This window comes from Candidatus Eisenbacteria bacterium, assembly GCA_020847735.1.
In the GTDB taxonomy this organism is placed as follows: Bacteria; Eisenbacteria; RBG-16-71-46; order RBG-16-71-46; family RBG-16-71-46; genus CAIXRL01.
In genome coordinates this window covers 1-15,411 of record JADLBL010000014.1, presented here as the reverse complement: position 1 = coordinate 15,411, position 15,411 = coordinate 1, and the positions used below count along the sequence as shown (strand labels likewise).

The 15,411-nt window shown below is 69.2% G+C and carries 6 protein-coding genes; 5 read left to right on the top strand and 1 reads right to left on the bottom strand.

All coding sequences use genetic code 11. From position 1 onward, the window contains the following. Positions 1-57: 57 nt before the first annotated feature. Positions 58-1,947 (bottom strand): acyl-CoA dehydrogenase family protein, encoded by a 1,890-nt coding sequence (locus IT347_05935; protein ID MCC6349115.1) that lies wholly within the window; start codon positions 1,945-1,947, stop codon positions 58-60. A 460-nt stretch (positions 1,948-2,407) separates the two neighbouring features. On the opposite strand from IT347_05935, the gene IT347_05930 reads away from it, so the two are divergent. The 5 genes from IT347_05930 to IT347_05910 all read left to right on the top strand — a co-directional run bounded on the left by IT347_05930 (position 2,408) and on the right by IT347_05910 (position 15,166). Then, entirely contained in the window at positions 2,408-7,192 is a 4,785-nt protein-coding gene (locus IT347_05930; GenBank protein ID MCC6349114.1) for a right-handed parallel beta-helix repeat-containing protein, read from the top strand. A gap of 28 nt (positions 7,193-7,220) precedes the next feature. Next, positions 7,221-9,287 carry an Ig-like domain-containing protein gene (locus tag IT347_05925; GenBank protein ID MCC6349113.1) on the top strand — a complete coding sequence of 689 codons (2,067 nt, stop codon included), beginning with the start codon at positions 7,221-7,223 and terminating at the stop codon, positions 9,285-9,287. A gap of 116 nt (positions 9,288-9,403) precedes the next feature. Then, on the top strand, positions 9,404-10,159 hold the full coding sequence (locus IT347_05920; GenBank protein ID MCC6349112.1) for a hypothetical protein: 756 nt from the start codon (positions 9,404-9,406) through the stop codon (positions 10,157-10,159). 199 nt (positions 10,160-10,358) lie between these two features. Then, on the top strand, positions 10,359-12,752 hold the full coding sequence (locus tag IT347_05915; GenBank protein ID MCC6349111.1) for a sodium-translocating pyrophosphatase: 2,394 nt from the start codon (positions 10,359-10,361) through the stop codon (positions 12,750-12,752). A gap of 353 nt (positions 12,753-13,105) precedes the next feature. Then, a complete protein-coding gene (locus IT347_05910) occupies positions 13,106-15,166 on the top strand; it encodes a T9SS type A sorting domain-containing protein (protein ID MCC6349110.1) in 2,061 nt (686 codons plus the stop codon). Positions 15,167-15,411 lie beyond the last annotated feature (245 nt).

Here is a 15,411-nt window from a genome sequence, read left to right as displayed (position 1 = left end):
GGGCCCGCCTCGCCATAGGCGCCCTCCGCCGGCGTCCGCGAGCGGCGCCCCCGGCCGTCAGCTCGCCGCGGTGCCCCGCCGGTCGGCCGCGGGCCCGGACGCCGGCGCGGCGACGATGCCTTCCTCGAGCCAGTCGAAGCGCGACTCGAGCACGCCGCGGGCGGTGCGGTAGTTGCGCTCGTCGTCGTTCGCCGCGATGGCCGCGAACAGCGACTCGACACGCCGCCGTGCCGCGCGGCAGAACACGTCGGCCAGTTCCATCGCGCCGCCCGCGCCCACGCCGCGACGCGTGTCGCGGAGGGCGCGCGAGCACACCGCCACCATCGCGAACAGTTCGGCGCCCACGTCCACGGCGCGGAAGAGCAGCATCTGACGGCGCTCGAGCGCCGGGCCGTGCACGACCATCAGGTGGAAGACCTGCCGTGCGAGCCGCCGCGCGGTGCGTTCGACCCAGCGGACGTGGTCCGCGAGCGGCCCGAACTCCGCGTACTGCGGCCAGCGCCCCCAGCCGAGCCAGCGCGACGGATACCAGCCGAGATAGAAGACCGCCGATCGGACGAGCCCCGCGAGCCGCCGGCCCAGGGGCACGTTCGGCATCACGACGTCACCCGCCACCGTGAGGTGGAGGTCCAGCGCCTCGCGGGCGATGAACAGCCGCATGACCTGGTTCGAGCCTTCGAAGATGCGGTTGATGCGCAGGTCGCGCATCGCCCGCTCGAGCGGCACCGGAGCCTCGCCGCGCGAGGCGAGGCTCGGCGCGGTCTCGTAGCCGCGGCCGCCGCGAATCTGCATCGCGTCATCGCACAGCGCCCAGGCGAGGTCGGTGTTCCACAGCTTGCCGATCGCCGCCTCGAGCCGGATGTCGCTTCGTCCGCGGTCGGCCAGAAGGCAGCCCAGGTCCGCGACCGCCTCCATCGCGTAGGTGTCGGACGCCATCTTCGCCAGCATCTGCGCGACGGCGTCGTGCTTTCCCACCGGCTTTCCCCACTGCGCCCGCTCGTTGCCGAACTGGCGGCAGATGCCCAGGCACCACTTGCCGAGCGCGGCCATGGTCGCGGGCAGCGTCAGCCGGCCGGTGTTGAGCGTGATGAGCGCCAGCTTGAGGCCCTTGCCCTCGCCCCACAGCAGGTTCTCCTTCGGCACGCGCACGTTGGTGAACTTGAGCGTCGCGTTCTCGATGCCGCGCAGACCCATGAAGCCGAGCCGGTGCGTGACCTCGAAGCCGGGGCTGTTCGACTCGACGACGAACGCGGTGATCGGGCCCGGCCGGCCGTCCTTGCCGGGCGTGCGCGCCATCACGACCATCAGCTCCGCGACCGTGCCGTTCGTGATCCACAGCTTGTTGCCGTTCAGGATCCACGCGCTGCCGTCGGGCGTCGGCACCGCCGTGGTCGTCATGCGCGCGGGATCCGAGCCGACCTCCTCCTCGGTGAGCGCGAACGCCGAGATGGCGCCCTTCGCGAGCCGGGGCAGGAAGCGCTTCTTCTGCTCCTCGGTTCCGAACATCTTGACCGGACCGGGAACGCCGATGGACTGGTGCGCCGACAGCAGCGCGACGACCGAGGAGTTGACGGTCGAGAGCAGCGACATGGCCCGGCAGTAGGTGAACTGCGAAAGGCCGAGCCCGCCGTACTCGCGCGGGATCTTGATTCCGAACGCGCCGATGTCGCGCAGGCCCTGAACTACCGACTCGGGGATCTTCGCGTCGCGCTCGATCTGCTCGCCGTCGATCCGCTCCCGCGCGAAGCGCCCGAGCACGGCCAGGAACTCGGCCGCGCGCTTCTGCTCGTCGGCATCCGGCTCCGGCCACGGGTGGACCAGGCCCAGATCGAGCCGGCCCAGGAACAGTTCGCGGACGAACGACGGCGCTTCCCAGGAGCTCTCGCGCGCGCCTTCGGCGACGGCGCGGGCCTCCTGCTCGCTGACCTGCGGCTTGGCTTCGCTCATGGCGTGGCCCCGGTTCGGGTTCGGCCGGCCGCCCGTGCGGCCGGACCTCGGGAGTTCAACCCGGCGTCGTGATGTCGTGCAACAGTCGCGCGCAGCCTAACGCGCCACCGCTCGCCCACCAAACGGCGGGGACCCGGTCTTCATCGGCGCATCGCGTCCCGCAATCGCGCCCGAATCGGGGCCGCCGCCACGGGCGCAACTGCCCTCCCCCTGGAATCCGCTGCGCCCCTCGTGCGCGCCACCGCGTGCCGGTTTCAAGGGGCCAGATTATCGGATCGCGCAAAAAACCCTGTGATGAAGTACGGGCGCGCGGCGTTAGATTCTTGCAAGGCGCAGAGGCCGGATGACGTTTCCCACCTGCCGATGCCGAGGAGCTTTCCCCAGACCCTCCCCGCAGGGGCTCATCCACGCCGATCCTGCGGGGCGCGTTTCGTCCCGATCCCACGAAACCGGAGTCGTCATGCGCCACACTCGCGTTCTCATGCTCGCCGCGGCGTCCGCGTTGCTCGCGTCCTCCGCGTCCGCCCAGGTCGTCCAGGTCTCCACGAACGTCAACGCGAACACGACCTGGGGGCCGACGGGCACCGTCGTCGGCACGACCTTCCGCATCATGAACAACATCTCGATCGGCGCGGGCGTCACGCTCACCATCCAGCCCGGGGTGGTCGTGAAGTTCAACGGCGGGGCCCAGCTCGCGGTGAACGGCGCCCTGCAGGCCGTGGGTACGGCGGGCAGCAACATCTACTTCACCTCCATCAAGGACGACAACAACCCGGCCGGCGACACGAACGCCGACGGCAACGCCACGACGCCGGCGACCGCCGACTGGAACAGCATCGTGTTCGCGGACGGGACCGTGGACGGAAGCTCGGCGCTGACCTACTGCGACATCCGCTACGCGGGCTCGTCGAACTACGGCGCACTCGACTTCAACAACTGCAGCCATCCGGTGACGAACTGCGTGATCCGCAAGTCCACCTACGGCATTGATTGCGGCGGATCCGCGGCGCCGACGCTGAACAGCACCAGCATCGAAGCCTCGACCTACACGCCGGTCGTGATCGACTTCACGGCCAACCCCGCGTTCTCGAGCCTCGCGTTCTCGACCGCGAACAACGGCTACGACGCGATTGGCATTCGCGGCGGCACACTGGCGACCGCCACCTCACTCACGAAGCGCGGCGCCACGGTCGGCGTGAATCCGATCACGAACGTCACCTACGTCCTGCTCGGCTCGCTGACGATTAATGCGGGCGGCAGCCTGACGATCGCGCCGGGCGTCGTCATCAAGCCGATCGCCGCGTACTCGTTCCTCGTCGGCAGCGGTGGCAACCTGACGATGAACGGCACGGCGGCCGCCGGGGACACGATCACGATCACCTCGATCCACGACGACAACTTCGGCTCGCCGAACGACACCAACAACAACGGCTCGATCACCGCGCCCTCGCGCGGCGACTGGGGCCAGATCGTGTTCGCGCAGGGCGCGACCGGCTCGATCCAGCGCTGCCGGCTCAAGTTCGGGACCACGAATAACGCCGGCGGCATGGTGCAGATGACCAACAACAACATCGGCGTCTCCAACACGCTGCTCTCGGAGGCCGGGCACGGGCTCGCGCTCTTCGGCACCTCGAACCCGGCGATCAGCGACGTGGCGATCAACAACTGCTCGTCCACGCCGATCCTGATGTCGGTCGCGGCGAACCCGACGCTCACGAACGTCAGCTTCCTCGCCAACGCGATCACCGCGATCGGACTCCACGGCGAGGACGTCGCCGTCAACTCGGTGATCCCGCAGCGCAACACCGGTGGCTTCGCCAACATCACGTACTACCTGATGAACGGCGCGCTGCACGTCCTGAGCGGAGTGACCCTGACGATCAGCCCGGGCGTCGTCATCAAGAATCAGGGCGGCGGCGGCGGCATCGTCTGCGATGGCGCGCTGGTGGCCGACGGCACGTCGGTCGCGCCCATCGTGTTCACCTCGCTGTACGACGACCAGTACGGCAACCCCGCCGACACGAACGGCGATGGCGCGACGACGACGCCGTCGTCCGGCAACTGGCAGTACCTCCGCTTCACCGGCACGTCGAACGACGCGACCTGCGTGCTGGACTTCTGCCGGATTTCGTACGGCGGCTACTACACGGGCGACGGCTGGCCGCCCGGCGTGTGGACGACCAGCGCCAGCCCGCGAATCACGAACAGCTCCTTCTTCAAGTGCCCCTACGGCATCCGCGTGGACGGCGACGGCGCCCCGATCATCGACGGGAACACCTTCGACAACCTCACCTACGCGCCGATCGCGATGAGCGTGCTGTCGGACCCGCAGATCAGCACGAACAACACCTACACGACGAACGGCTACAACGCGCTGGCGCTGTTGTCCGAAACGCTGTCGCAGAACGCGCGCATCCGGTACCGGCCGAACGTGGGAAACGCGGCCAGCCCCACGTTCGCGTACCTGCCGACCGGCACCATCACCGTGGCCAGCGGGGTCACGCTGACCGTGGATCCGCAGGTCGTTCTCAAGCCCACCAGTTCGTTCGTCGTGTTCGACGTGGACGGTTCGCTCAATTTGGTCGGATCGAACGGGACGACGGGCCGCATCTTCTTCACCTCGAGGCGCGACGACGCGATCGCGGGCGACACCACCCCCACCGACGCCTCGACCCCGCAGGCCGGTGACTGGGGCAGCATTCAGTTCGACGACACGGCCGTGGACGCGTCGTGCGTCGTGCGCTACTGCCTGTTCCAGTTCGGCGGCCCCGCGCAGACCTCCGGCGTGCTGACCACGAACAGCGCCGGCCCGCGTTTCGCGCGCCTCGAGTTCTTCCAGAACCGCACGGCGTTCACGTTCACCGGGACGTCGCAGCCCTCGCTGGACTCGCTGACGATCCTCAACTGCACGCAGCTTCCGATCGTCTCGTCGTTGATCAGCAACCCGACGTACGGGCAGCACATCACGTTCGCGAACAACGCCTACCTCGCGCTCGGCATTCTGTCCGAGACGATCGCCCAGGACGTCCGCACGAGGGTCGCGAAGATCGGCCCCTACTCGAATCTCAACTACGCGCCCGCCGGCAACCTGACGATCGCGTTCGGCGCGAAGTGGACGATCGACCCGGGCGTGGTGCTCAAGTTCGGGCGCGTCTTCAACGACCCGGTCGGAACGTACATCGACGTCTCGGGCGCCATCTCGGCCGTCGGCAAGCCCGACAGCCTGATCGTCTTCACCTCGCTCGCCGACGACGCGTTCGGGCAGGACGTGATGAACGACGGCGCCGCGTCCACGCCGCAACCCGGCCAGTGGTACGGCATCCAGCTGGAGGCGGTCAGCAGCGACGTCGCCAACAGCTTCCAGCATTGCCGCTTCCGCTATGGCAGCTACAGCGGCGGTGTCCTCAGCTTCGTCAGCGCCGGTCCGACGCTTTCGAACTGCCAGTTCAGCGAGAACTGGGCGGCACCCGTCTACATCGAGGGCGCCTCCACACCGGTCTTCAACAACTGCGATTTCGATTCGACCCGGGCGGCGGGCATCGGGCTGCCGGTGTTCATGTCCATCGTCAGCGACCCGGTGTTCAACAACTGCACCTTCGTGGGCAACTGGTACACCGCCCTCGGCGTCATCGGCGAGAGCGTGGCCCAGGACGTGCTCTGGAAGATCCGCCCGGTCGCCGGCCGCGAGAACATGCCCTACTTCCTCAATTCCCAGCTGACCATCGGTCTCGGCGCGACGCTGTCGATCCAGCCGGGCGTGCAGGTGAAGCTGAGCGGCGGCGGCTCCGTTCTGGTGCAACGCGCGATCAGCGCCGTGGGCCGGACCGATCCCGAGAGCCTGATCGTGTTCACCTCGTACCGTGACGACTTCTACGGCGGAGACTCGAACAACGACGGCTCGCTGACCGCTCCCGCCCCGGGCGACTGGTACTACGCGACCATCGACGGCACCGCGATCGACCCGCAGGTCGTCTTCCGCAACTGCGTCTTCCGCTACGGCGGCAGCGGCTCGAGCTACGGCGCGCTTCGCTGCGTGAATTCCTCGCCGACGATCGATTCGACGCTTTTCGCCTACAACCAGGTGGGCATCTCGGTCGAGGGCTCCAGCAATCCGGTCGTGCACGGCTGTTCGATCTACGGCAACACCTACTACGGCATCAACAACACCGGCGCCGCGTTCTGCGTGAACGCCGAGGGCAACTGGTGGGGCGCCCCTTCGGGCCCGAACGACGCTTCGGCGACCGCCGATCTGTGCGGGCTCGGCACGAACGCGGGCACGGGCGACATCGTCAGCAACAACGTGGACTACCTGCCGTTCGCGACCAGCGGCATCCAGAACGCGCTGCTCGGCGACGTGTCGCTGAACGGGCAGGTGCTCGCCTACGACGCCTCGCTCGTGCTGCAGTACGCCGTTTCCGCCATCAGCCTGAGTCCGCTCCAACTGCTCGTCGGCGACGTGAGCGGCGCGGCCGGCGTCACCGCGTTCGATGCTTCGCTGATCCTCCAGTACGTGGCCGGGGTCATCCCGGCGTTCCCCGCCGCGGCGAACGGCGCGCAGCGCGCCGCGGACGTGGTGGCGGCCCGCGAGTTCGCGCGCCGCGCGCAGGGACGCTTCGAGGTGACCCTCGGCGACGCCCGCCGCGAGGGCGACGAATGGCTCGTGCCGGTGACCGTGACCGGCGACGCGCCGATCTGGGCGCTCGAGCTGCGGCTGGCCGGCGGCGACGCCGGCTCGCTCGCGGACGTGACGGCCTCCGACGGCGAGCGCGTGCTGCGGGCGGCGCGGCCCGGCGAGGGTGCCGCGGCGGCGGCGCTCGCGGCCCTCGAACCGCTGACCGCGGGCGAGGTGGCCGTGCTGCGCTTCCCGGCCGCAGCGGCGGACTTTCAGGCGCCGCGGCTCGCGTTCGCGCGTGTCAACGAGAACGCCGTGACGCTGTCGGTCGCGCCGGCGGCGCCGGCGCTCAGCTTCCTCGGGCGGCCGTCGCCGAACCCGGTGCGCGAGTCCTCCGTGCTGCGGCTCGCCATCGCCCCGTCCGACGCCGGCGCGCCGGCGCGGGTGCGCGTCATGGACGTCACGGGCCGGGCGGTGCGCACGCTCCACGACGGGCCGCTCGCCGCCGGAGTCCACCCGCTGACCTGGGACCTCACCTCCGATGCCGGGCGGGCCGTGCCCGCCGGACTCTACTTCGTCCGCGCGAACCTCCGGGGAGGCGTCTTCACGCAGCGTCTCATCGTGGTCCGCTGACCGGCGCGAACCTGAGGAGATCGATCCCATGCTCCGAACTCGCGTCTTCACGCTGGCGGCGGCGCTGGCGCTGGCGGCCCTGGCCGTCGGCGCCGGCCCCGCCCGCGCGGCGCTCGTCACGGCGGGCAGCGGCAGCGGCCTGGCCGGCGACAACGTGGACATCGCCATCAGCACGGCGGACCTGACCGGTCTCGGCGTCGTCTCGCTGCAATTCTCGCTCAGCTACAACAACACGGTCGTGACCGCCGTGAACGTACTCACGACCGGCACGCTGCCGTCCGCGGCCGGCTGGACCGCGCCCGCGTGGAACGTCACGAACGTGGCGGGCACCGGGAAGATCATGGTGAGCGACGCGGGCACGGCGCCGCTCGCGGGCGCCGGCACGCTCGTCATCGTCCGCTTCACGATCAACCCGGCGCTCATCAATGGCGGGGGCAGCGCGCTCACGCTGTCGAACGTGCTCTTCAACGAGGGCACGCCGCCGGCGACCACGACGAACGGCACGCTGACCGTGAACGCCACACCGCAGATCAACGTCTCTCCCGACAACGGCGAGATCGTCCGCGGACAGACCCTTCAGTTCCTCGTCTCCGGCAGCGTCACGAATCCCATGTCGTGGACGACCACGGATCCGCTGGTCGCGACCATCTCCCCCGCCGGCCTGTTGACCGGGGTCGCGCCCGGAGCGGTGCGGGTCACCGGCACGGACGCCGCGTTGCATTCGAGCCAGACCACGGGCGACATCCTGATCCGCGGGATGGGGCTCACGGCGGGGGCCGGCGTCGCTCCGGAAAACCAGTCGGTGTCCGTGCCGATCACGGTGACCTCGCTCGCCGGGCTCGGAATCCGCTCGGGCCAGTTCCGGCTCTCGTGGACCGGATCGTTCGTCGCCGCCACCGGGGTGAGCGCTCCCCCGGGCACGCTGTTGAACGGTTGGGGCACGCCCGTGCTCGGTGCGAGCCCCAACTTCTGCACCGTGGACTTCGCCGGCACCAGCGATCTCGGCGGCTCGGGAGTCCTGTGCTACGTCCAGTTCTCCGGCCTGCCCGACAAGACCGGGAACAGCACGCTCACCGTCTCGGACGCGATCTTCAACGAGACGCTTCCCGCGAAGACCACGAACGGAAACATCCAGCTCACGACGCTGCCGCCGATCTACGTCTACCCGGATCAGGTCACGCTGCTGGCCGGCGCCACCCAGCAGATGACGCTGGGCGGCACCCCGACACCGCCCGTGACGTGGTCGGTGCTGGATCCACTGGTCGCGAGCATTGACGGCTCCGGCCTGCTCACCGCGCTGCACGGCGGCGTGACGCAGGTCCGCGCCGAGGATGCGCTTGGTTCGGCGGACCTGAACACGATGCTGCGCGTGTACGACCTGCGCGCGACGCTGGGCACCGTGACCGGCGCGCCCGGCACCACCGTCCGGGTGCCCCTGACTTCGGACCGGCTGGTCGGGTCGCTGGGCATCTGGTCGGAGCAGATGACGCTTTCCTGGGCGGGCGCGGCGCTCACCGCGGCGCGGCCGGTGAGTTCGGCGCTGTGGTCCGAGTGGGGATTCGGCTCGCTGGCCTGGAGTTCCACCCCGAACTCGATCACCGCGGCCGCGGCGGGCACGGCGACGCTCGACGACGCCGGCACGACGCTGGCGGCGTTCGAGTTCGACATCTCGCCGTCGGCGACGCCGGGCACGAACGTCGCGCTGACGCTCTCGGGGCTGACGTGCAACGAGGGCGACCCCAGCCCGCAATTGGCGAACGGCGTGATCCAGGTGCGCAACACGACCGACGCCGGCCCGGCGCAGGTCGCCTTTGCGCTCGGGGCGCCGGTGCCGAATCCGGCGCGCGGCTCCACCCGCGTGCCGTTCACACTGCCCTCCCCGGCCGGATACGGCTCGCCCGTCCGGCTCGAGGTGTTCGATCTGGGCGGCGCGCGCATACGCACGCTCGTGAACGGGGCCCTGCCGGCGGGCGCGCACGAGGCGCGCTGGGACGTGCGCGACGACCTCGGCCGCGCGGTCGGACCCGGACTCTACTTCCTGCGACTCGAAGCGGCGGGCAGGAGCCTGACGCGGAAAGTCGGGGTGGTGCGATGAACTGTGCCGGCGGCACAGGCGTCGCCTGTCCGGGAACGAACGGTGCCGGCCTGCCGCCGATCCGCACCGGCGGGTGCGCCGCTAACGGTCACCGCGGGCTCGCGGTGGGCATCGCCATGGCCCTGTCCCTCGCCGCCGCGGTCCGCGGGCCCGCGGCGGCCGCGGATCTGCAGTTCACGCTGCCCACGGTGACCGCGCCTCCGGGAGCCACGGTCGTCGTTCCGATCGAGTCGAGCACGCCGCCGGACGGACTCGGAATCCTGGCCATCGAGTTCCGCATGGACTTCACGCCGGGCGTGATCAGCGGCTCGGCATCGTGGGCCGATGGCTGGATGCCCTACTGGGGCGCACCGTTCGTGAACGGCAACGCGTCGTTCATCGCCGTGGCGAATGCGGGCTTCCCGGCCATCGCCTCGGCCGGCACGCGGGTCAACACGCTCGAGTTGACCGTATCCCCCTCGGCCACCCCGGGCACCGACATGCCTCTGACGCTGCAGCACGTCCTGTGCAACGAGGGCTCGCCGAGCGTCGCTGTCACGCCGGGCCTGCTGCGCGTGCGCTCGACCGCCGGCGTCGGCGATCTCGGAGCCGCATTCGCGCTTTCCCCGCCCGTTCCGAACCCGGTCGCGAACGCCGCGCGACTCACCCTCATGGTGCCCGCGGGCGAGGGCCCGCCCGTCAGCGTCGCGGTGTTCGGACTCGACGGACGGCGCATCCGCGGACTCGCGCACCGCCCCCTTGGCGCGGGCACCCACGAGTTCTCGTGGGACCTGCGCGACGACTCCGGGTCGCGGGTTCGTGCGGGGCTTTACTTCGTGCGCGCGGCCCGTGGCGGGGAACACCTCGTTCGACGGCTGGCTGTCACCCGTTAGGCACGGCTTGCGGCTTGTTTCAGGCGCGCGCCTTCGGATATCCTTCCGCGCCTTCCGGACCCGGCGTCGGGCTCCGGTTGCACCATTCCCCCCGTCGAGCGGGCCGCTCCCCGATTCGCACCCTTGCGGAAGCCCGGCGCGGCGGGTGCCCGCGGCGCTGCCCGCCGCCAGCCCCACCAATACCCGAGGAGCACATCCGATGAAGCTGTTCCGCACCGCGGGATCCGCCCTGCGGAAACCGATCCTGCCCGGCCTGCTCGCGTTCCTCGCGGGAATGCTTCTCCCCGTCCTGGCGTTCGCCAGCGAACTCGACCTGCAGCTGCCGAACCTCGAGCCCGGCCAGCGCACGCTGCTGTTCTACGGCATCGGGGTGTGCATCGCCGGCATGGCCTTCGGCATGGCGATGTTCGTGCAGGTCAAAAACATGCCGGCCCACAAGCTCATGCTCGACGTCTCGCACACGATCTACGAAACGTGCAAGGCGTACCTGCTCAAGCAGGGCCAACTGCTGCTGGTGCTCGAGGTCTTCATCGGCGCCTGCATCATCTACTACTTCGGCGTCCTGCAGCATCTCGAGGCCGCGAAGGTGCTGACCATCATCGCCTTCTCGATCCTGGGCATCCTCGGTTCCTACGGCGTCGCCTGGTTCGGCATCCGCATGAACACCTACGCGAACAGCCGCGCCGCGTTCGCCTCGCTCAAGGGCAAGCCGCTCCCGGTCTACGAGATTCCGCTCCAGTCGGGCATGAGCATCGGCGTCATGCTGATCTGCGTCGAACTCATCATGATGCTGGCCATCCTGCTGTTCGTGCCGGCCGAGATGGCAGGCGCCTGCTTCCTCGGCTTCGCGATCGGCGAGTCGCTCGGCGCCGCCGCGCTCCGCATCGCGGGCGGCATCTTCACCAAGATCGCGGACATCGGCTCGGACCTGATGAAGGTCGTCTTCAAGGTCAAGGAGGACGACCCGCGCAACCCCGGCGTCATCGCGGACTGCACGGGCGACAACGCCGGCGACTCGGTGGGCCCGACCGCGGACGGGTTCGAGACCTACGGCGTCACCGGCGTCGCGCTCATCTCGTTCATCGCCCTGGCGGTGCTCCCGGAATACAAGGCGCTCTTCCTGGTCTGGATCTTCGTCATGCGGATCCTGATGATCGTGACCTCGGTCGCCTCCTACGTCGTGAACGCGGCGGTGGCGCGCGCGCAGAACACCGGCAAGGACAAGATGGACTTCGAGGCGCCGCTCACGAGCCTCGTGTGGATCTGCTCGATCGTCTCCATCCTCGTCACGTTCGCCGTTTCGAAGTGGATGCTCGGCGGGCTCGGCGGCAACCTGTGGCTGACGCTGTCCATCATCATCTCCTGCGGCACCATCGCCGCGGCGGTTATTCCCGAGTTCACCAAGGTCTTCACCAGTTCGCACTCGCGTCACGTCAAGGAAGTCGTCGCGGCTTCGAAGGAAGGCGGCGCCTCGCTCAACATCCTGTCGGGCATGGTCGCGGGCAACTTCTCGGTGTTCTGGAAAGGCCTCACGATCGCGATCCTGCTGTACGTGAGCTACCACTACTCGATGCAGGGCCTGTCGGCGTACATGAGCTACCCGGCCGTGTTCGCGTTCGGTCTCGTCGCGTTCGGCCTCCTCGGCATGGGCCCGGTGACGATCGCGGTGGACAGCTACGGACCGGTCACCGACAACGCCCAGTCCATCTTCGAGCTCTCGCAGGTCGAGACCACGCCGGGTGCGGCGGGCGAAATCGAGAAGCAGTTCGGCTTCAAGCCCGACTTCGCCAAGGGCAAGCACTACCTCGAGGACAACGACGGCGCCGGCAACACGTTCAAGGCGACCGCCAAGCCGGTGCTCATCGCCACGGCCGTCGCCGGCGCGACGACCATGGTGTTCTCGATCATCCTCGTGCTGCAGAAGCACTACGCCGACCTCGGCCAGACGTTCTCGCTCGACCTGCTGGACCCGTACGTGCTGCTCGGACTGATCCTGGGCGGCGCCACGGTGTACTGGTTCACCGGCGCCTCGATGCAGGCCGTGACGACCGGCGCCTACCGCGCGGTCGAGTTCATCAAGCGCAACATGAAGCTGGACACCGCCGAGGCCGCCGACATCGAAGCCTCCAAGACGGTGGTGCGGATCTGCACCGAGTACGCCCAGAAGGGCATGTTCAACATCTTCATCGTGATCTTCTCGATCACGATCGCCTACGCGTTCTTCAACCCGACGTTCTTCATCTCCTACCTCGTCTCGATCGCCATCGTCGGACTGTTCCAGGCCGTGTACATGGCGAACGCCGGTGGCGCGTGGGACAACGCCAAGAAGGTCGTCGAGGTCGAGCTGGACGCGAAGGGCACCGAGCTGCACGCGGCGACGGTCGTGGGCGACACGGTGGGCGACCCGTACAAGGACACCTCCTCGGTCGCGCTGAACCCGATCATCAAGTTCACCACCCTCTTCGGCCTGCTCGCCGTCGAGATGGGCGTGTCGAACCCCGGCATCGCGCCGATCGTCTCGGCCGTCGCCATGCTGGTGGCGCTGTTCTTCGTCTGGCGCTCGTTCTACGGCATGCGCATCGCCGAGCGCTGACCTCCGCGATCGCGCCGCCGCGACGCGGCGCCCGAACGCTTCTTGCCTCGCCCCCGCCGGCCACGGCCCGCGGGGGCGATGCGCTTCAGCGGCGGGAGCCGGCGCAACGAGGCGTGCCGCCCGCACGCGGCGGTCCGCCGCCGGCCCGCCGGGCGAAGCGACGGCGCACCCGCGTGCGCGGGTCGGGCGCGATTGCTCCTGCTGAAGAGTGGGCACTGGCATGAAACCGTTGAAACAAGTCCGCGGACCGCGAGTCGCCGGTTTTCGTCCGGCGCGGGTGAAGAAATCGTTTGGAGAATGACCAGAGATGCGTACAATCGCGCCACCACCTCAACCCCCCGCGAGATCCCCCCATGCCGCGAACCTATCCAGCTCGTGCATTCTCGCTCACGGTTCTCTCGCTCCTGCTGACGATGGCCGGCGCCGCCCACGCGCTGCAGGTCACCGGCATCTCCGCTGAAAACCGCCGGGGACAGACCTTCGTCTCGTGGAACAACCTGCCGGGCACCGGCTGGACGTACCACGTGTACGCCAGTGCCGGCGCGGTGCGGACCACCTCGGACTTCTTCAGCTACGCGTGGGAGATCGGTTCGGTCGGCGACTCGAGCGCCGTGGACCGACGCATCTCCTCGCTGCTCGGCCAGACGCTCGCCTTCCACACCGACAGCGCCGGCCCGGAGCTTTCGCTGACCCGCGGTCTGTTCGTGACGACCCCCACCCAGACCGGACTGACGCACTACGTCATCCTCGCCGAGAACTCGATCTTCCCGATCGATTACAGCTTCTTCCCCGGCCAGAACACCACCGTGCTGCCGGTCTGGGAGGTGCTCGGAGTGCCGAGGCCGGTCTGGCAGCGCTCGATCGCGGCGCCGCGCTGCGAGGACTACGTGATCTTCACGTCGTGCAACGACGTCCCCGGGTTCCCCGCGACCTGGGAGTCCGACGGCCACGCCCGCCATTTCGGCGTCATCCCGGGCGCCCCGGGCGGTGGGCTCGTTCTGCACGGTCACGGGCACGGCGGCAGCTACTTCAACTCCATGGTCGGAACCAGCACGCCGGGCGAGACCGTCATCGCCCCCGACGACTACCTGCCCTCATGGGACGCTTCGTCCTTCTACCTCGGCTTCAACGGATCCTACGACCCGAGCCAGGGCTACAACCGGCCCGCGAGCGGCGGTTTCGTCTTCGACTACACCGACCGCTTCGTCATGTACCTGCTCGACTGGGGGCTGGCCAACTTCGGTGCCGATCGCGAGCGGGTTTACGCGATGGGGTCCTCGATGGGCGGCTCCTTCGCCTTCTTCCTCGCCTGGCACCATCCCGACCGGATCGCCGCCTCGCTGGCCAACATCCCCAAGACCTGCACGGGGCTCACCGAGGACACGCAGCCGACGCTCGTCACCTCGTTCGAGCGCATGTGGTCGCCGATCTCGGTCAACCTGCCGGTCGTGGACGGCACCCCCGTCTACGAGTACATGGACGGCCGATACCTTGCCCAGCGCTACGAGGGTCGCGGCGCTTCGCCGGTCTTCGGCTTCGTGGGCAAGAACGATCACGTCGTCGGGTGGCAGGAGAAGATTCCCCTCTTCCAGGCCCTCGAGACGCACCGCGCGGGCGGCGCCTGGTTCTGGGACGAGCGGACCCACACCGACAACCAGAACCTGACGACCTGGTCGCCCGAGCAGCTCGACTGGAAGCGGCTCTACCGCTTCCGGCTCGACCGCAGCTTCCCGGCCCTGTCGAACTGCAGCGCCGACTCGGATCCGGGTGATGGCGACCCCGCGGTCGGCGACTCGGTCGGCACGATCAACGGCTTCGTGGACTGGGACGATTCGAGCCTGCTGGACACGCGCGACCTCTGGCAGATCGTGCTGCGCCCGCGCACGCTGCACACGCGCAACGGCGACCTGACCGCCAGCGGGCCCATCCGCGTGGACGTGACGCCGCGGCGGCTGCAGAACTTCCTCGTTTCGAACCGCACGACCTACCGGTATTCCGTTTCGGACTACGGGACCGGTGAAATCCTGCAGAGCGGCAGCCTCGAGGCCGACGACCTGTTCCTGCTCACCGTGCCGGCCGTGCCCGTCGTGCCGAATGGCTCGCGCCTGACCCTCGAACCGTCCAGCACCCTGGCGGTCGGGACTCCGGCGGCGCCGCGCGTCCCCCGCCTCTCGCTCGCGGCGAATCCGGTGCGCGGCGTCACCGCCCTGCAGGTGGACTGGCCGGGAGCCGGAAACGCCCGGGTCGAGCTGCTGGATCTTTCCGGCCGGCGCGTGCGCACCCTGCTCGCGGCCGACGCCCGGGGCAGATCCTCGGTCCCGCTCGACCCGGCGGGGCTTTCGCCCGGCGTCTACCTCGTGCACGCCCGGCAGGGCGGCGTGAGCGCCTCGAGCCGGATCGTGATCGTCCACTGAACCCTCCGGCCTGAAGACGGCCTGCGAAGGGGCGCCGGTCCTCGAGGGCCGGCGCCCCTTCGCGAACCGGACAGGCTCGCCCGACCTATTCACGAGCCCGTGGCCTGCAAGTGACGGATGCCCGCGAATCGCTGCGTCGCAGGGCTGGCCAGCTTCCTCGACGTGTCACCGACACGACTGCGTCGCTGGCCAGCCCTGCTCCTTGCGCTTCACGGGCATCCGTCACTCTCGGCTCACGGTTCATG

Coding starts and splice junctions, on each gene's coding strand:
- IT347_05920 (MCC6349112.1), top strand. CDS start 9,404: ATGGCCCTGTCCCTCGCCGCCGCGGTCCGCGGGCCCGCGGCGGCCGCG.
- IT347_05915 (MCC6349111.1), top strand. CDS start 10,359: ATGAAGCTGTTCCGCACCGCGGGATCCGCCCTGCGGAAACCGATCCTG.
- IT347_05910 (MCC6349110.1), top strand. CDS start 13,106: ATGCCGCGAACCTATCCAGCTCGTGCATTCTCGCTCACGGTTCTCTCG.
- IT347_05925 (MCC6349113.1), top strand. CDS start 7,221: ATGCTCCGAACTCGCGTCTTCACGCTGGCGGCGGCGCTGGCGCTGGCG.
- IT347_05930 (MCC6349114.1), top strand. CDS start 2,408: ATGCGCCACACTCGCGTTCTCATGCTCGCCGCGGCGTCCGCGTTGCTC.
- IT347_05935 (MCC6349115.1), bottom strand. CDS start 1,947: ATGAGCGAAGCCAAGCCGCAGGTCAGCGAGCAGGAGGCCCGCGCCGTC.